Genomic DNA, 16,858 nt, shown 5'->3' with positions numbered 1-16,858 from the left:
GGCAGCCCTTTCATACCCCGGCACAGGCTCTTCCGATTCCGGGATGATCGCTGAGGATGTGCTCGCCACCGAGGGACCCTGGGTGGCCGAGGTGGACGCCTGATCATTCCGCCCACCGTCGACCCGCGACAAGCCGAGCAGGCCAGGGGCCATGGGGTCAAGGTCGCTCCTCTCCTGTAAAGCGCTCCACCTTGACCCCATGCCCCTGGACGCCGCCTCCCTTCGGGCGGGATGATCAAGCGGTGGCCGCGCGCAGGAGGGCAAGTCTTGGCAGAATCTGAGTCAGTGGGGAGGACCGAATGCGGCGCCTGAAAGAAGCGATCCTTGAGTTCACATTCTGGATGATCTTGGGCCTCGTTGGAATGGGGATCATCTTCGGGGTGTCGGCAGTGTTCGATCTTCCATGGCTACCGGATGTACTGAGTGGGTGGCCATTCGCAGCGATCGGCCTGCTCGGCATTGCCGTTCCGACGGTCATCGTCGTGTGGGTCCTGAAGAAGGTCGGCAAGGGTTCGGCATCAGCCGATTAGGCCGGCCCCAGACGAAGATCTTTGCGGGTGCTGCTTCGGGTGTTGATCCACGTTGAACACCCCTGGAACAGCCCGTCTTCCAGCTGCACATGCGGTTCGGGTTCAGCGCCCCATCCGGCTGAGGCTCCGCAGTACCGAGGCTCTCGTGAGGCGGCCGAGGGCTCATCATGCAGACGGAGTACCCGATGCCCGGGGTCAGGATCAACGGGTGCCCCGGTACGCACGGCGACAACATGCGCCAACAAGGCGGGTCAGACCGCGTCCCGGGGTGCGTGTAGGTCTTCATCTCGGGCCGGCGTGTAGGACGACCGAAACACCACCTCCTTGGGAATCTCGCATCGGTGCGGCCCGGGGTGGATGGTCCATGAGCGCCAGGAGAGCTCAGCCAGGCAGGTGGTTGGCTGGCTGAGCTCGGTCGGGGTTTCGTGTCAGACCGGTTCGGCACTGGCGGTTGCCATTGGTCACTCAGCGTCGGAGGATTGAGGCGGGGAGTGACGCTTATGTCGATGAAGGTGTCTGTCAGGGTTGCGGCGGTGTTTGTGGTGGCTGTCGCGGTGGGGTTCGGGGTGCATCGGATGGTGTTGGCCGCTCAGGCTGACTCCAGGTCTCCTGTCTCGCCGGCCGTACTGGAGAATGACGGAGATTCCGGGCAGGTTCTCGACTACTGGACGGACGAGCGCCAGCGCGACGCCACCGGAGGGTGACTAGCGGTCCTTGACGGTGTTGTAGACGTTGACGGCGGCGTCGCCCAGGTACGGGTCGCGCCACTCGTCGTTGTCGAAGAAGTGCCAGCTGTTGGCGCTGATGATGTAGCCCCAGCCGCGGGGGAACTGGAGATCGTAGAGTACGGGTCCGCCGCTGGCCCCGTGGAACATGTCGCAGTGGAAGCCCATGCGGCTGTCCGAGCCCGGCTTCCAGGTGGCGCCGGTGCAGTACCAGAGGCGTTGGCCGTCCATTTCGGGGCGGTCTTCCGGTGCGGCGTCTTCCGGGTAGCCGAAGGCGTGGACCTGGTAGTCGTGGCGGCCGCTGTTGAAGTGGTATCCCTGGGATCCCGTGATGTCCTGGACGTTGCCCTGGGAGTTGGGGGCCAGGGCGATGGCGCCGATGTCGTAGGCCCAGTCGCCGTTCTCTGTCCAGCCTCGGGGTGAGGCCGCGGTCCGCCAGCCCCACGTGCCCAGGGAACTGCCGGCGTCGAAGTCGGGCCGGAACAGGAAGTTCGTGAACCAGCCCTGGGCGCCGCCGCCGCCTTCGCGGTGGACGCAGTGTCCGGCGGTCCAGATGGTGTTGCGGTTGTTGGCGTTGATCACGGAGGCGGAGCAGTAGCGGTCCGCGCCCTGGTCGTTGGTGTAGAAGAGCTTGCCGATCGTGGTGGCCGGCATCACGCCGTGGCTGTTCCAGCGCTGCGCCTTGACGATGGCGGCGCGGACGTCGCGGGGGCCCGGACTGGAGGCCCTGGCGGGGCGCGTGCCGGCGGAGGATAGGGGCGGGAGACTGGTTTTCGGTACCGAAGTGCTCCTGTTGCCCGCGCTCCGGTTCGCGGGCCGGGTCTCCTTCGCGCCCCTGATGCGGGCCGGGGTCCAGTAGGCGGACAGTTGCGCCGCGGTCTGACCGGCTTGTTTGACGGCCGCCTGGTCCGGGTCGGCCCTGCTCGCGGTCGCGGCTGTGGCGTTCCCTGTGCTTATGGCGAGGCTCAGCACGCCGAGGATGACGAAGAAGCGCTTTCTTGCTGTACCGAAATTGTGGTTAGCCATCCGTAGTATCCTTCTTGTCGGAATTTGTTGGCTAGGTTGCCACCACTCACAGTTCGCGTTTGCGCATCCGTCAAACCCTGCCTCGACCTCCCTGCATGCGCCTATGCATTTCCGAGATGCGCACATCAACAATCAATTGTTGAGATGGGCAGGTCAAGGCTGTCAAAGATGAAATCTTGGAGCGCGGGAATTGCGCTGAATATTCGGGCCATAGCGCCATTTATCCCTTTTAGGGAGGCGCCCTGGATCGCGAAGGTGCCGGGCACCAGGCCTTCTCGGGGGCGAGGGATCGAGTCGGCCGCCCCGGAGCGCGTCCCCGACACCGTTGCGGCCCCGCCGGCTGAGGTGGACGGCCCGCTGTCCCCGTTCTCGGCCTTGCTTGAAATGCTGCGCACAGTGCTTGCTTTGCTGTGTATGCTCTGCACGGAGAGGAGATCCCTGATGGCGCTTATCGAGGTATCGCAGGACACCAAGGACAAGGTGGCGTTCGCCGCCCGTATGGCAGGCACCACCGAGGGGGAGATCGTGCGGCGCTTGATCCTCGACCCCTCGGCGGGTGGGCATGCCGTCTCCCTCCAGACGACGGGAGACGGCATCCCCATCTATGCCGACTACGCAGGACATCGAACCCGTGCTCAGTTCATTGCTCCGGCCCGGGTCGAGATCGTTGACGGGCCTCTGGCAGGGAAGTCCTACAAGTCCCCCACCGGGGCGGCTCGGGCCGTCGTCGGGCATTACCAGCCGGAGGTGAACGACAACCGCAACGGCTGGATGTTCTGGGCGATCGAGAACGGTGGCGGGCCTCGCGTCTGGCTCCAGACGATTCGTCCGGAGTAGGCACCAAGACGTGTTCTGCGGTATCGCGCGCAAAATCCACACTTCATCCGCATCGATAGCGCCAGGTCCGTTTTGCCAGACGGGCTGAATCGGTCGATTGAGTCCCAGGATGCCCGCGGGTCTCTCGGCGTGAAGCCAGGACAGGGCGGACCGAGTCGCCCTGAGGGTGTCAGAAGCCGCCGGTGGTGCCGTCGTTGTAGAAGTCCGCGCCGCGGATCACGTCTCCCGTGTCGTTCTGGCCGCCAGTCGGGGAGGACGGGGTGTTGAGGTCCTGCCGGCGCGCCCTCCGGCGGCGGAATCGTCGCTTGGCGAGGATCTGGCGGATGCGGCGGCGTAACCATCTCATGGACCGCAAGGCTAGGGGCAATGTGTCCAGGCGCGGCCGCGTCCCCAGGAGCAGGTGTCGATCTTCTTGAGGTCGGATGACCGGTGGATGCTCGCGGTGTCACCGTCGTTGTTCCATACGTACTGGCCGCGGTTCCAGTACACGGTGGAGGTGCCGTCGTCGCCGGCGCCGGTGCGGACCGTCACCGTCTTGCCGGGCTTGAGGACTAACGCCAGGAAGCGGTACTTGTAGCCGGTCTTGTCGCGCAGGATCCACTTCTCCATCTGGATCGGCTTGCGGGTGGTGTTCTTGAGGACGACGTACTCGGCGTTCAGGCTGGTGCTGGAGCGGGTGTCCTTGCCCGGACTGTCGTAGTACACCTTGATGATCTGTACGGCGGGTGCCGCGGCCTGGGCGGGCATGCCGATGAGGGCGGCGGCGGTCAGGGTGGCGGCGGCTGTCCGAAGGAGGAGGCGCATCGTCGGATCCTCTGCGTCCGAAGGGAACGGGAACGCTCCATGGGACGGGTGGTCCATAACGGTGGTTGTCGGCCTGGCCGCATCCGGTCAGCAGGGGTCGGGTACGGAAGCGGGCTCCCCGACGGACAGAGCCCGCACACCGAGAAGCCCGGTCTACAGGTGGCGGGCGGCGATGTAGCCGAAGGTCATCGCCGGGCCCAGGGTCGAGCCGGCTCCGGCGTAGCTGCGGCCCATGACCGGGGAGGAGGCGTTGCCCGCCGCGTACAGGCCGGGGATGACGGTGCCGGCGGTGGTCAGGACTCGGGCGTGGACGTCGGTCTTCAGGCCGCCCTTGGTGCCGAGGTCGCCGGGGACGATTTTGAGTGCGTAGAACGGCGGGAGGAGCAGGGGGGCCAGGCAGGAGTTGGGGATGACGGCGGGGTCGGTGAAGTAGTGGTCGTAGACGCTGTCTCCACGGCGGAAGTCCAGGTCGCGGCCGGTCCACGCGAAGCCGTTGAAGCGGGTCAGCGTCGAGCTCAGGGCGGAGGCGGGGACGCCCATCTTGGCGGCCAGGCCGTTCCATGACCATGACTTCACGACCGCGCCCGCCCCGTACCAGGAGGCGGGGAAGTCCAGCGTCGGGGCGATGTCCTTGAACAGGTAGCGGTTGCGGTAGTTCTGGTCGATCACCAGCCACGCCGGGATCGCGTCCCGCTCGTACATGACGTGCACGACGTCGCTGTACGGCGCCGCCTCGTTGACGAACCGCCGCCCGGCCTGGTTGACGATCAGGCTGCCTGGCAGGGTGCGTTCGGCCAGGCAGAAGTACGGCTCGCCGGGCAGCGGGATGGACGGGCCCCACCAGGCGTCGTCCATGAACTCCACGGCGGCGCCCACCTGGAGCCCCGCCCGGTGACCGTCACCCGTGTTGGCCGCGGCGCCGACGGTCCAGTCGGTGCCGATGGGCTGTTCCTGGTACTGGTCGCGCATGGCGTCGTTGTGCTCGAAGCCACCGGAGGCCAGGATGACCGCGCGCCGGGCGCGTACCAGCGTCTGGGTTCCGTCGCGCGTGACGAGGACGCCGGCCACGCGGCCGTTCTCCACGCGCAGGTCGGTCAGGGGCGTGTTGAGCCAGACGGGGACCCCGGCCTGGGCCAGTCCGGCGCGTAGCGCGCCGGCCAGCGCCTGCCCCATGGTCAGCGGCTCGATGCCGCGGGCTTTGGCGGCCAGCCATCGGGCCGCGCCCTCCAGGGCGACGGCGGCGCCGCGGGCGTTGACGAGGGCGAGGTTGAGCCACTTGTAGTCGGCGCTGAAGATGACCTCTCCGGCGGGGACGGGGATATAGGCGGGGTTCAGGTTGGCCAGTTCGGCGCCGAGGACGTTGCCGTCGAACAGGTCCGGCTCGATGGAGCGTCCGTTGGGCAGGCCGCCGGGGAGTTCGGGGTAGTAGTCGGAGTAGCCCTCCATCCAGCGGAATCGCAGCGGGCTGTTGCGCGTGACGAACGAGATCATCGCCGGCCCGTTGGCGAGGAACGCCGCCTGCTTGTCCGCCGGCACCCCGCTGGGCCCGGCCACGGCTCCCAGGTACGCCACGGCCTTGGCCGGAGTGTCCGGTACGCCCGCCGCCAGGATCGTCTCGTTGTTGGGAACCCAGATCCCCGCCCCCGACCTGGCCGCCGAGCCGCCGAACGTCGCGGCCTTCTCCACGACGAGCGTGCTCAGCCCTCGTTTGGCCGCGGTGAGCGCGGCCGTCATCCCCGCGGCCCCCGCTCCGACCACGACGACGTCGAACTCCTGGGTGGCGGCGGCCTCGGCGTGGGCGGCGTTGGCCCCGAGGATCAGCAGCCCGGCTCCGGCCGCGCCGCCGCGTAAGACGGTCCGGCGGGTGGGGTGGGGGTGTGCAGGCATGGCGGAACCCTTCGCAACGGAGTGAAGTACGGCCTCGCGCCAAGGGCCACAGCCACCCAAGCATGCGTTTGGTTTGATCACCTGTCAACCGTCAGCGGTACCTCCAGCCCGGCGGGAAGATGAGGGCCCGCATGCCGTGGCCCTCCAGCTCGCCGATCCATTCGTCGCCGGTCGGCAGAATGGTGCCGTCGCCGTCCAGCGCGCTCTTCACGGGCGTGTAACCGAACCCGGAGCCGAACAGCCGGGCGGCCAGTTCGCCACCGCGCGTCGCCGGGCCGGGCAGGGCGAGCTTGGCGGCGTCATACCCCAGGATGTAGCCGGTGTTGGCCGTCACGATCTTGCCGAACTCGGTGGCCGACGGGTCCACGTCCCTGCCGTGGGCGACGTCCACGGAGGCGTCGGCGGCCATCGAGCCCGCGGCATAGGCCGCGCCGTCCACCGCGGCGTAGTTCAGGGTGGTCAGGACGTACTTCGGGAAGGTCAGCCGGAGAATCCTGGCCACGTTGTGGAGGAACACGGACTTCAGGACCTGGGCCAGCTTGACCAGGCGGGCGAGCTGCGCGGCGGCCATCGCCTGGGCCACGCCGTACAGGGCGGTGGTGAGGGGCTGGAAGGCGACCAGCCACAGCAACTGCATGATGGCCTTCTCCAGCTCCACGAACCGCTCGCGCACGTCCTCCACCATGCGCGCGTACGCCTCGCAGCCCACCGCGATCACCCGGCAGTCGTTGGCGAAGGCGTAGGGGAAGAACCTGAGGTTGGTGAGGTAGAGCTTCGAGAAGGCGTCCACGCCTTCGCCGGAGTTGTTGAGCCAGACCTTGGAGGCGGCGGCGTTCGCCCTGGTGGCGATGGCCTCGTCGCCCTTGTCCAGGTCGTCGGCCAGTTCGCGGAAGGCCTTGGCGGCCTTGCGCAGTTCGCCGGGCGGGATCTCCGGCGCGGTCACCCCCGCGTAGACGCGCAGGGCGACCAGTGAGCCCGTGCCGCCGGCCATGAGGGCCAGCAGCAGGGCGTTCACGGCCATCGGTAGACCGGGACGTCGGTGATGCGCAGGTCGTCGGCGATGCCCCAGTCGACGGTGGCGACGTTCTGCCGCATCAGCAGGAGGCCCTCGGCGAGGTCGCGGTAGGCCTTGGCGAACTCGTCGATCATCTCCGGCATCTCCCGCCGCTTGGGCGCGTACCAGGCGACGAACGCCTCGTCCGCCTCCTCGCCCACGGGCCAGGAGCCCAGCCGTCCCAGGATGTCCTCGGCCCGCCGTACCGAGCCGGCCAGGTCGTCGGCCAGGTCCGTGAAGGCGGGCGCCGACTGCTTCGTGAGTTGCTCGTGCGCGATGGACGTGTCTCGCATGCCGGACATGCTGCGGCCCAGATGTTACGGCTACCGCCTCACCCAGGTAACGATCACGTGTGCGGGCGTAGACACAGCTCGAAGACGGCGGTGATCCGGTCGACGTCGGCCGGGGTGGGCACCTCGGGTCCGAGCAGGCGCCGCATGGTCCCGATTCCCAGGAAGACCGCGATCGCCAGCCGCGCCCGCGTGTGCGCGTCCGGCCCTTCGAGCCCGGCGGTCATCGGGGCGATGATCGCGTTGCGGAGCCGTTCGCGGACGAGCTCCTGGATCTCGGGGTCGCCGGCCGAGCGTTCCAGGGAGCGCAGGATCGGGCTTTCCGGGTCGGAGTGCATGCGTTCCGCCGCGTACTCCCCCAGCCGTCTGGCCAGGCCCTCCCGGTCGCCTTCGATGACCCGGGCGACCGTGGGCTCGCCGGCCAGCACTTCGCCGAACAGTCCCGCCTTGGAGCCGAAGTAGCGCCCCACCAGCGCGATGTTGGCGTCCGCCGCCGCCGCGATCATGCGGACGGTCACCTGCTCGTAGCCGTGCTCGGCGAACAGTGAGCGCGCGGCGCGCAGCAGGCGCTGCCGGGTGGCCTCGCGATCACGCGGCTTGGCCTCCGTGGCCGCCTCGGCGTTCATGCCCGAACTCTACCCGCGCGGTGGCCACTTGCCGCGCGGCTAGTAAACGAGCGTATACTCGCTTGGTATTCACATGTTCAAGGGGGTGGGGCGCTTGGTGGCCCAGGCCGGACGACGGCAGTATTCGCATCGCGAGATCCTCGAGGTGATGGCCGGGCTCATGCTCGCGATGCTCACCTCGATGATCTCGACCTCCGTCGTGGGCACCGCCCTGCCGACGATCGTCGGCGAACTCGGCGGCCAGGACCAGTACTCGTGGGTGGCCTCGGCCACGATGCTCACGATGACGGTCTCGACGCCGCTCTGGGGCAAGCTGTCCGACCTGTTCGGCAGGAAGCTGCTCTTCCAGACGTCGCTGGCGTTGTTCGTCGCCGCGTCGCTGGCCGCCGGGCTCTCCCAGGACATGGGCCAGCTCATCGCGGCGCGAGCCGTACAGGGGCTCGGGGTGGGTGGTCTGTCGGCGCTGTCGCAGGTGATCCTCGGCGACATCGTCTCCCCGCGCGAGCGCGGGCGTTACTCCGGCTACATGGGCGCGGTCTTCGGGCTGTCCACGGTGGCGGGGCCGCTGCTCGGCGGCTTCATCGTCGACACCGACTGGCTCGGCTGGCGCTGGTGCTTCTACGTCGTGGTGCCCTTCGCCGCCGTCGCGTTCTTCGTGATCCAGAAGTTCCTGAAGATCGAGCACGTCCGGCGCGACACCACGGTGGACATCTGGGGCGCCTTCACGATCACCGCGAGCGCGAGCGCGCTCATGCTGCTGCTGACGCTGGGCGGCCAGGAGTTCGAGTGGAACTCCTTCTGGACCTACGCGCTGGCCGCGATCAGCCTGCTGATGCTGGCGCTGGCCGTACTGGCCGAGCAGAAGTCCCGCGACCCGATCCTGCCGCCGCGGCTCTTCCGCAACCCCACGTTCGTCCTCACCAGCCTCGCCTCGCTGCTGGTCGGCATGGCGATGTTCGGGGCGATGATCTACCTGCCGCAGTACCTGCAGATCGTGAAGGGGCTCAGCCCGACCAACTCGGGACTCATGACGCTGCCCATGGTGGTCGCGCTGTTCCTGGCCGGCGTGATCTCCGGGAAGATCGTCACCAAGACCGGCAAGTGGAAGATCTTCCCGGTCGCGGGCCTGCTGATCGTGGCGGTCGGGCTCTTCCTGCTGTCCCGGCTGCACGTCGACTCCAGCGAGTGGCTGATCGGCTTCGACGTGGCGGTGCTGGGCACCGGACTGGGCCTGTCCATGCAGATGCTCATCCTCGCCGCGCAGAACGCCTCCGAGCCGCGTGACATGGCCTCGACGACCTCGGGCGTCTCGTTCTTCCGCTCGCTCGGCGGCGCGGTGGGCGTGGCCGCGTTCGGCGCGATCCTCACCAACCGCCTCAAGGACGAGATGGCGGGGATGCTCCAGGCGGCCGGGATCAACCTGCCCGCCGGTGGCACGCCGAAGCTGGGCAGTCCCGAGGCCATCCAGCACCTGGCCGAGCCGGTCAAGGGCATCGTGCTGGAGTCGTTCACGCGCGGGCTGGAGACCGTGTTCCTGGTCGGCGTGCCGATCGCGGTGCTCGGCTTCGTGGCCACGCTGTTCCTCAAGGAACTTCCGCTGCGCACCAACCAGCCCGCCGCCGCGCCCCAGACGCTCACCAAGGACGACATGGTCCTGGCCGGCCTGCTGCTCGAACTCATCGCCCAGCGCGTCGAGAACACCAACGGCCACCCCTCCGCCCTGCTGAGCGCCGTCGCCAGGATGGCGCCGCCGGACGAGCGCTCAGAACGCGAGCGCGCCAGATCCGTGGCCCACGACGTGCTCCGCCCGACCTCGCGGGCGCTCATCGCACAGGCGGCGCCACCCGAGAAAGAGAGAGTCACCCTATGATCCGCAAGTTCGTGGGCGTGGTCACGGCCGCCCTGGCGCTGCTCGCCGGGCTGTGGCTGATGATCGCCCCGTTCGCCCTGGGCACCCAGCCCGAGGGGGCCGACTGGACAGCCGCCACCAACTCGGAGTTCTTCACCGGCCTCGGCGTGGCCGTCGTCGCGCTCGCCGGCGCGGGCGCGTTCGCCGCCGCGATCTATGAGGAGCTCGTCGCGCGCGGTCTGGTGACGGTACGGCAGCGCCCCGCCGAACCCGAGCCGGCCCCCGCCGCCCCGGCCGGCGCGTCCTCAGCGGAACTGGCCACGATGCTGGCCCCGCTGGTCGAGGCACTGCGCGAGGACATGAGAACCCGGCAGAACGGCTCACTGGTGGAGGAGAAGCGATGAAGGCGAAGCTGGGCGTGAGCGCCCTGGTGCTGTTGTTCCTCGGCGGCCTCTGGCTGGTCGCCGCCCCGTTCGCGGTCGGGTACCAGCCGCGCGGCGCCGCGTACACCGACGCGACCGTCAACGACCTGTGGCTCGGCGGCATCCTGGCCGGCCTGTCGTTCGCCGCGCTGGTGGCCTACGCGGCCGACGCCCTGCGCGAACTGGCCCGCCGCGGCCGGCACGTGGCCGAGAAGCGCTGACCAGGGGCGTGCCGTGTATCCCCAAGGGGAGCCGCTGGCCGACCCCGGGTTCGAGATCGGCAAGGACGGAGCCGGCCTGATCGTGGTGGGCTACGACGGCTCGGGCCCCAGCCGCAACGCGCTCGCGTACGCGGCCGGGCTCGCCCGCCGGGACAACGCCGGGCTGCTGGTGGCGTTCGTGGAGTCGCTGAACAGCGCCACGCTCTGGTTCTTCGCCGGTGCGCCGATCGTCCCCGATCCGGCCGGCGACCTGGCCGAGGACCTGCGGGACGAGATGCGCGGCGTCGGCGTGCCCTGGCAGTTCATCGCCATGCGGGGCGACGCCACCCGCGCGCTGGAGTCGCTGGCCGACGCGAGCATGGCCGACGCGATCGTGGTCGGCCGTTCCCGTTCGGTCTGGCGCGGGTTCACCGGCTCGGTTTCGGTGGGACTCGCCAGGCGCTCGCGACGTACCGTCCTCATCGTGCCGTAGCGGAAAGCACGTATCGTGGCTGGATGAAGCGTGTATCAGCCCTGGTCATGGTGCTTGCGGCGGCAGCGTGCGCCGGGCAGCAGAAACCGGTCGCCTCAGCCGCGCAGGCCCCGACTCCGCCCACGACCGCACCGCCGACGGAGCCAACAGAGCCCGCCGCACCCACTGAGGTGCCGAGCACACCCGCCGGCCCGCCGGAGTTCAGCGCCAAGATCTCCAAGGTCTCCCGCGACCGGGTCCCGTACTCGTGGCGGCCCGGCTGCCCCGTGCCGCTCGGCGACCTGCGGCTGATCACGATGACCTACTGGGGCTTCGACGACAAGGCGCACACCGGCGAGCTGATCGTGCGGGAGACGGTCACCGACGACATCGTCACGGTCTTCGGGAAGTTGTACGCCCAGCGCTGGCCGATCAAGAAGATGGAGCTGGTCGACGCCTACAAAGGCGACGACTACGACTCGATCGACGCCGACAACACCTCGGCCTTCAACTGCCGTCCCGCCACCGGGTCCAGCAACTGGTCGAAGCACGCCTACGGCCAGGCCATCGACATCAATCCCCGCGAAAACCCGTACGTCACTGCAGACGGGGGCACAGCCCACCAAAACGCGAAGAAATTCACCGAGCGCCCAATGGATGGTAAAGGCGTCATAAATCCCCGCGACAAGGTGGTGAAGGCTTTCGCCGCCGTCGGATGGGAGTGGGGCGGCTACTGGTCGGGCACGAAGGACTACCAGCATTTCAGCAAGGGCGGGGGCTGACAGAATATTCGTATGGCGGCGAAAGACGGTGACGGATGGGCCCAATGCGCGCGTGGACACCGGCATTGGGGGGTGCACGGGGCATCGGGGCTGCTGGCCGTACACCATGACGAACAGGGCACTCCGCACGTCCTGATGCAGAAGCGCGCGTGGTGGAGCCATCACGGCGGGACGTGGGGCCTGCCCGGCGGCGCCCGCGACAGCCACGAGGACGCGATCGTCAGCGCGCTGCGCGAGGCGCACGAGGAGGCGGCGCTCGGCGCCGACGGCCTGCGGGTGCGCGGCGTCTACCTCGACGACCACGGCGGATGGACGTTCGAGACGGTGATCGCCGAGGCCGGCGCCCTGCTGGACGCGGCGCCCGCGAACTCCGAGAGCTCGGAGCTCCTCTGGCTGCCCCTGCCCGAGATCGCCGCCAGGAAGCTGCACCCGGGTTTCGCCGAGACGTGGGACGAGGTCCAGGGCGTGCTCGTCCCCGAGACCGTGGTGCTGGACGTGGCCAACATCGTCGGCGCCCGCGCCGAGCACGGCTGGTGGAACGACCGCCTCGGCGCCGCCACCCGCCTGGTGCGCGACGTGGCCGCCCGCAGCGGCCTCACGCACCCGCTGCTCGCGCAGTGGTACCCGAGGATCGTGGCGGTCGTGGAGGGCGCGGCCAGGCAGGCGCCGCCCACCGGCGAGGTCGAGGTCGTCGCGGCCGCGCGCAGCGGCGACGACACCATCGTCGAGCTCGTACGGCAGGCCAGGCCGTGGGAACGCTACCGCGTGGTCACCGCCGACCGGGGCCTCAAGGAACGTGTGGCCGCCCTCGGCGCCGAGACGTCCGGACCCCGATGGCTGCTCTCACAACTGCGCTCCTAGGCGCGCGGCCCCACGCTCCTCCTCCCGTACGGCGGCGGCCACCAGCTCACCGATGCGCGGGTAGGACTCCCCGGCCCGCGCCGCACTCACCACATCCGCCCAAATTTCCCCCGAAGCCCGATAAATCCGGGAAGCGGCGTCCTCCCCCGCCTCGGCCAGGAACTCCGCGAACAGCGGCCGCGACGCCGCCGGAGCCGTGTACTCCACGTCCAGGCACACCGCCAGCCGCTCCAGCGCGACCCCCGCGTCGGTGAACCGGCGCGTCCACCCCTGCTTGGTCGAGGTGTCGCCGAGCTGTTCGGCCAGCTTGCGCATGCCCGACAGCCCGAAGTTGACGTCGAAGTTGTTGCCCAGCACGGGCCCGGTCAGCCTGGCCGCGGTCTCCTTGATCGCCCCGGCGACGTCCGGCCGCCCGCCGCCGGTCCCGGCGATCTCGATGAGCTGGTGGCGCTCCTTCTTGGCCGCCGACCACGCGTCGAGGAACGCCTCCAGAGACAGGTCGCCGTCGCCGAGCCGTACCCGATCGCCATCGAGGCCGAGCACGTCCACGTCGATGGGTTCGGGGAAAGGAAAGTCTGGCCGCCAGGGCAGCCGGTGCCGGTCAACCCGGCAGACCACCCGGTGCCCCGCTCCGAGCGCCGCCCGCAGGTTCCGCTCCGCCACCTTGGCCGAGCCGGTGTGGCGGATCTCATGCGGCACCCCAGCCCGGTCCAGGGCCCGCGCGAGCATCGGCTCCGGGTGCGCCTGGGCGATGATCGACAGGTGTGGCGGCTCACCGGAGTACTCGAAGACGAAGTACATGAAGCCGATCCCGCCGCCCAGGCCGAACCACATGGCCTCGGACAGTTCCTCACCGAGCACGCGGCGCAGCAGCGCCGACTCGTGGTGGGTCATGGTGCCCTCACCGGGTAGAAGACGGCCCTGAGGCCGGTGACGTCGAGAACGCGCTGCAGGATGCCGTGCACACCGCTCAGCCGCATGGTCCCGCCGAGCGCGGTCATGCGCCGGTGGTGCTCGACCAGCACCCACAGCCCGCTGGAGTCGCAGAAGTCGAGCAGCGCCGCGTCCAGCACGAGCGTGTGGCAGCCGTCCTCGGACAGCTCCACGAGCCGCTGCCTCAGCCGGGGAGCCGACAGCTTGTCGAGATCCCCCTCAAGGCGCACGAGGGCGTCCCTACCGGCGCGTTCGACCTCGACCCTGAGATCCACCCACCGAACTTACCGCGAGCGTCGGGAGCGGAACAGCCGCTATGGTGGTGTGCGCACTGGAGGGTTCGCATAGTGGACGAGTGCAGCCGCCTTGAAAGCGGCCAGGCCAGCGATGGTCTCGTGGGTTCGAATCCCACACCCTCCGCTCACTCCCGGCCGGCGAAGCCGTCCCCCACGCTGGCGGCGAGCTGGAGGTAGGACTCCCTGGTCGCCTCCTGCAGCCGGTCCAGGTCGATCTCCGCGCCCTCCTCCAGATGCGGGTCGTACGGCACGCGGACCACCGCCCGGCACCGCGCCGCGAAGTGGGCCTCCAGCTTCTTGATGTCCACGGCCGACTTCGAGCGCGGCCGTACGCTGCAGAGCACCACGGTGGCGTCCCTGACCAGGTCGCCGTAGTGGTGCGCCTCCAGCCAGTCGAGCGTCGCCGACGCGGCCCTGGCGCCGTCCACGGAGGGCGAGCTGACCAGCACGATCTGGTCGGCCAGGCCCAGGACGCCGCCCATGGCCGAGTGGAGAAGGCCGGTGCCGCAGTCGGTGATGCAGATCGAGTAGAAGTTCTCCAGCACCTGCGCGGCGGCCTGGTAGTCGGCGCCGCTGAACGCCTCGGAGACCGACGGGTCGCGGTCGGAGGCGAGAACCTCCAGCCGGGAGGGCGCCTGCGAGGTGAAGGCCCTGATGTCCACGTATCGCTTGACCTGGTCGCGCTCGTTCAGCAGGTCCCGCACGGTCGCGGAGGTCTCCAGCTCCAGCTTGTCCGACAGTGTGCCGCGGTCGGGGTTGGCGTCCACGGCGATCACCCGGTCGCCGCGCACCTGCGCCAGCGTCGCGCCCAGCCCGACCGTGGTCGTGGTCTTGCCGACCCCGCCCTTCAGGCTGAGTACGGCGACGCGGTGGTGACCGGTGGCCACCGGCGTGCGGGCCCGGTTGAGCAGCTCGCGGCGGCGGCGCACCTCGGCCGGCTCGCCGGGCTTGATCCAGCCGCCGGAGGCCTTGTACACCAGCCTGCGCCAGCCCTTGGACGGGGCGTTGCGGCGCCCGCGCAGCAGCGACTCGGGGTCGAGACTGTCGGCGGTGGGACGGCCGGTGACCGGCGGACGCGGCGGTGAGGTGAACACCGGCACGGGCGCGGCCCGGCGTCGCGCCGCCGGCCGCTCGGCGGCGGGCCGCCCGGCGGGCCGCCCGGCGGGCTCGGGACGGACGGCGGGCTCGGGACGGACGGCCGGCTCGGTGCGAGCGGCGGGCTCGGTCCGGTCGGAGCGCTCCGCGGGCTCGACACGGGCGGACTCGGGGCGGGCGGGCTCGGGGCGGGCGGGCTCGGGGCGCTCGAAGCCCCGATCCGCGGGCTGCGGCCGCTCGGTGAAGGACCGCTCGGTGAAGGGCCGCTCGTTGAACGGCTGCCGCGGTTCGGCGGGCGGCTGCGGCTCCGGGGCGGGGCGATCGTCGTCCGGCCGGCCGAACGGGTCGTTACGCGGTGACCAGTCCGGCTTGAACGCCTCGAAGCGCTTCTGCAGCCGCTCCTCTTCCGCGGCGTCCTCCGAGGTCTCCGGCGCGTCCGCTTCCGGCAGGTCCACGGCGGCGCGGGAACGTTCGAAGTCGAGGGGAAGGTCCTGCGTGAAGGGGCTGTCGAAGTCCTTCTCGAAGCCGCCCTTCGGCTCGTCGAACGCGGGCTTGGGCAGGTCGAAGGCGGGCCTGGACCACTCGGGCGGCTTCGGCCACGGGTTGTCCGGCTGGGTCTCGGCCTCGGTGTACTCCGCCTTGGGCGATGTCTCCTCCTCCGCCGGGGCGGGAGCGGGGGAGAGCGTGTAGCTGTCGGTGTCGTCCGGCCTCGGCAGCGGCTTCAGCGGCGCCAGGAAGCTCTCGGCATCGTCGTCGCCCGGCCCGGCCGGCTCCTTGCCCGGCGCGGCCTCGTCACCCAGCCACTCGGCGGCCTCGCTCTCGGTGGCGGGCAGCTCCTCCGCGGCGGCGGAGCCGTACACGGAGTCGACGGCGGCACGGAACAGCGGCGGGGTCGGCGTCTCCTGCGCGGACGGCACCGACAGCCATGGGTCCTTCGGGTACGGCGAAGCCGCGGCCTCGGCGGTGGCGCTCACAGCCACCGGCGCCTCTTCCGTCTCTTTGATGGCGTCGAGCCAGGCCAGCTGCTCTTCGAGAGATTCTTCGCGATCGTGCCTTGCCACCGTGTTCCCCCTCGGGTGGGTCTAAAGGGGCAGCAAATACATTGCAGGTTAACGTCAAGCGTCGCGCCGGACGGCGGCAACCCTCAACTTCTTTGCCCGGCGCCCGCGCTCAGGGGCTCGGCCGACCGCCACGCGCCTATCTTGGTCAGCATGCGAGCGATTGTGATCTCCAAGATCGGCGCGCCTGAGGTTCTGGAGTGGCGCGAGGTGCCGGATCTCCGCCCCGGGCGGGGAGAAGTGCTCATCGACGTGGCCGCCTCGGCGTTGAACAGGGCGGACGTCCTCCAGCGGCTCGGCTTCTACAACCCGCCTCCCGGCGACTCGGAGTATCCGGGCCTGGAGTGCTCGGGGGTCGTGGCCGAGGTCGGCGCGGACGTGGAGCACTTCCAGGTCGGCGACCGAGTCTGCGCGCTGCTGGGCGGCGGCGGATATGCCGAACAGGTGACAGTGCCGTGGCAGCAGGTGATGCCGGTGCCCGAGAACGTCTCCCTGACCGAAGCGGCGGCGCTGCCCGAAGTGGTCTGCACGGTGTGGTCGAACGTGTTCATGACCGCGCGGCTGCGGCGTTCGGACACCCTGCTGGTGCACGGCGGGGCCAGCGGCGTGGGGACGATGGCGATCCAGCTGGCGAAGGCGTTCGGCTCGCGGGTGATCGCGACCGCGGGCACCGCGGAGAAGCTGGAGCGGCTCAGGGAGCTGGGCGCCGACGAGGTGATCAACTACAGGGAGGAGGACTTCGCCGAGAAGGCGGAGGCCGACGTGATTCTGGACATCATGGGCGCAAAGTATCTGTCCAGAAATATCAAAGCTTTGCGGACGGGCGGGCGGCTCGTGGTCATCGGTCTGCAGGGCGGCACCTCGGCCGAGCTCGATCTGCGGATGCTGCTCAACAAGCGCGCGGCCGTCCATGGAACCACGCTGCGCTCACGGCCCGCCGACGAGAAGGGCGTCATCGTGCGCGGGGTCGTCGACAACGTGTGGCCGCTGGTCAGCGCGGGTGCGGTGCGGCCGGTGATCTACGCGGAGGTGCCTCTGGCCGAGGCCGCGCGGGCGCACGAAATGCTCGATTCCGGGGAACACGTCGGCAAGATCCTGCTAGTACGGTGAG

Annotated in this window: 20 protein-coding genes and 1 tRNA gene; 11 read left to right on the top strand and 10 right to left on the bottom strand. The window is 69.7% G+C overall.

The window, feature by feature from the left end; genetic code table 11:
* The first annotated feature begins 299 nt into the window (after positions 1-299).
* Both ACIBKY_RS54205 and ACIBKY_RS54200 read left to right on the top strand, forming a co-directional pair.
* Entirely contained in the window at positions 300-530 is a 231-nt protein-coding gene (locus tag ACIBKY_RS54205; RefSeq protein WP_397110373.1) for a hypothetical protein, read from the top strand.
* Positions 531-1,036: 506 nt separating this feature from the next.
* On the top strand, positions 1,037-1,234 hold the full coding sequence (locus tag ACIBKY_RS54200) for a hypothetical protein (RefSeq protein WP_397110372.1): 198 nt from the start codon (positions 1,037-1,039) through the stop codon (positions 1,232-1,234).
* Here the strand turns inward: ACIBKY_RS54200 and ACIBKY_RS54195 are convergent, their stop codons facing one another.
* On the bottom strand, positions 1,235-2,281 hold the full coding sequence (locus ACIBKY_RS54195; RefSeq protein WP_397110371.1) for a trypsin-like serine peptidase: 1,047 nt from the start codon (positions 2,279-2,281) through the stop codon (positions 1,235-1,237).
* A 441-nt stretch (positions 2,282-2,722) separates the two neighbouring features.
* On the opposite strand from ACIBKY_RS54195, the gene ACIBKY_RS54190 reads away from it, so the two are divergent.
* Positions 2,723-3,118 carry a hypothetical protein gene (locus ACIBKY_RS54190; RefSeq protein ID WP_397110370.1) on the top strand — a complete coding sequence of 132 codons (396 nt, stop codon included), beginning with the start codon at positions 2,723-2,725 and terminating at the stop codon, positions 3,116-3,118.
* Positions 3,119-3,287: 169 nt separating this feature from the next.
* On the opposite strand, the gene ACIBKY_RS54185 is transcribed toward ACIBKY_RS54190, so the two are convergent.
* From ACIBKY_RS54185 to ACIBKY_RS54160, 6 genes are all read right to left on the bottom strand, one after another.
* Positions 3,288-3,464, bottom strand: a complete 177-nt coding sequence (locus ACIBKY_RS54185; RefSeq protein WP_379615567.1) for a hypothetical protein — start codon at positions 3,462-3,464, stop codon at positions 3,288-3,290.
* Positions 3,465-3,475: 11 nt separating this feature from the next.
* Complete coding sequence (locus tag ACIBKY_RS54180; RefSeq protein WP_397110369.1) at positions 3,476-3,922, bottom strand: lamin tail domain-containing protein; 447 nt, start codon at positions 3,920-3,922, stop codon at positions 3,476-3,478.
* Positions 3,923-4,075: 153 nt separating this feature from the next.
* Positions 4,076-5,809 (bottom strand): 3-oxosteroid 1-dehydrogenase, encoded by a 1,734-nt coding sequence (kstD, locus tag ACIBKY_RS54175; protein WP_397110367.1) that lies wholly within the window; start codon positions 5,807-5,809, stop codon positions 4,076-4,078.
* 91 nt (positions 5,810-5,900) lie between these two features.
* A complete protein-coding gene (locus ACIBKY_RS54170) occupies positions 5,901-6,830 on the bottom strand; it encodes a hypothetical protein (protein ID WP_397110365.1) in 930 nt (309 codons plus the stop codon).
* Positions 6,821-7,156, bottom strand: a complete 336-nt coding sequence (locus tag ACIBKY_RS54165) for a hypothetical protein (protein ID WP_397110364.1) — start codon at positions 7,154-7,156, stop codon at positions 6,821-6,823. Before ACIBKY_RS54165 ends, ACIBKY_RS54170 begins: the two co-directional genes overlap by 10 nt.
* Before the next feature lie 53 nt (positions 7,157-7,209).
* Positions 7,210-7,779 carry a TetR family transcriptional regulator gene (locus ACIBKY_RS54160; RefSeq protein ID WP_397110362.1) on the bottom strand — a complete coding sequence of 190 codons (570 nt, stop codon included), beginning with the start codon at positions 7,777-7,779 and terminating at the stop codon, positions 7,210-7,212.
* 85 nt (positions 7,780-7,864) lie between these two features.
* Between ACIBKY_RS54160 and ACIBKY_RS54155 the strand changes: the two genes are divergently transcribed.
* The 6 genes from ACIBKY_RS54155 (at position 7,865) to ACIBKY_RS54130 (ending at position 12,365) form a co-directional block, all read left to right on the top strand.
* Entirely contained in the window at positions 7,865-9,649 is a 1,785-nt protein-coding gene (locus ACIBKY_RS54155; RefSeq protein WP_397110360.1) for an MDR family MFS transporter, read from the top strand.
* Positions 9,646-10,032, top strand: a complete 387-nt coding sequence (locus tag ACIBKY_RS54150; protein WP_397110358.1) for a hypothetical protein — start codon at positions 9,646-9,648, stop codon at positions 10,030-10,032. The genes ACIBKY_RS54155 and ACIBKY_RS54150 overlap by 4 nt, the downstream gene beginning before the upstream one ends.
* The gene (locus ACIBKY_RS54145) at positions 10,029-10,271 is read left to right on the top strand and encodes a hypothetical protein (protein ID WP_379615583.1); all 243 of its coding nucleotides are present in this window, start codon (positions 10,029-10,031) and stop codon (positions 10,269-10,271) included. Before ACIBKY_RS54150 ends, ACIBKY_RS54145 begins: the two co-directional genes overlap by 4 nt.
* A 13-nt stretch (positions 10,272-10,284) precedes the next feature.
* Positions 10,285-10,743, top strand: coding sequence for a universal stress protein (locus tag ACIBKY_RS54140; protein ID WP_379615585.1), 459 nt, complete (start codon positions 10,285-10,287; stop codon positions 10,741-10,743).
* Positions 10,744-10,766: 23 nt separating this feature from the next.
* Positions 10,767-11,504 carry a M15 family metallopeptidase gene (locus ACIBKY_RS54135; protein WP_397110356.1) on the top strand — a complete coding sequence of 246 codons (738 nt, stop codon included), beginning with the start codon at positions 10,767-10,769 and terminating at the stop codon, positions 11,502-11,504.
* A gap of 72 nt (positions 11,505-11,576) precedes the next feature.
* Positions 11,577-12,365 (top strand): NUDIX hydrolase, encoded by a 789-nt coding sequence (locus tag ACIBKY_RS54130; RefSeq protein WP_397110354.1) that lies wholly within the window; start codon positions 11,577-11,579, stop codon positions 12,363-12,365.
* Here the strand turns inward: ACIBKY_RS54130 and ACIBKY_RS54125 are convergent.
* Positions 12,348-13,259: a BtrH N-terminal domain-containing protein gene (locus ACIBKY_RS54125; RefSeq protein WP_397110353.1), complete on the bottom strand. Its 912-nt coding sequence runs from the start codon at positions 13,257-13,259 to the stop codon at positions 12,348-12,350. The genes ACIBKY_RS54130 and ACIBKY_RS54125 overlap by 18 nt on opposite strands.
* Entirely contained in the window at positions 13,256-13,573 is a 318-nt protein-coding gene (locus ACIBKY_RS54120) for an STAS domain-containing protein (protein ID WP_397110351.1), read from the bottom strand. Before ACIBKY_RS54120 ends, ACIBKY_RS54125 begins: the two co-directional genes overlap by 4 nt.
* Before the next feature lie 58 nt (positions 13,574-13,631).
* Here ACIBKY_RS54120 and ACIBKY_RS54115 point away from each other — a divergent pair.
* Positions 13,632-13,718: transfer RNA gene (locus tag ACIBKY_RS54115), tRNA-Ser, on the top strand.
* A 1-nt stretch (position 13,719) separates the two neighbouring features.
* Here ACIBKY_RS54115 and ACIBKY_RS54110 read toward each other — a convergent pair.
* A complete protein-coding gene (locus ACIBKY_RS54110) occupies positions 13,720-15,750 on the bottom strand; it encodes an AAA family ATPase (protein WP_397110349.1) in 2,031 nt (676 codons plus the stop codon).
* Between the two features lie 150 nt (positions 15,751-15,900).
* Here ACIBKY_RS54110 and ACIBKY_RS54105 point away from each other — a divergent pair, with 150 nt between their 5' ends.
* Positions 15,901-16,857: an NAD(P)H-quinone oxidoreductase gene (locus tag ACIBKY_RS54105; protein ID WP_397110347.1), complete on the top strand. Its 957-nt coding sequence runs from the start codon at positions 15,901-15,903 to the stop codon at positions 16,855-16,857.
* Position 16,858 lies beyond the last annotated feature (1 nt).

The sequence above is a fragment of the Nonomuraea sp. NPDC050394 genome (genome assembly GCF_044459065.1).
Lineage (GTDB): Bacteria > Actinomycetota > Actinomycetes > Streptosporangiales > Streptosporangiaceae > Nonomuraea.
Note: the sequence above shows the minus strand (reverse complement) of the source record. Positions and strands in the feature narration are given on the sequence as shown.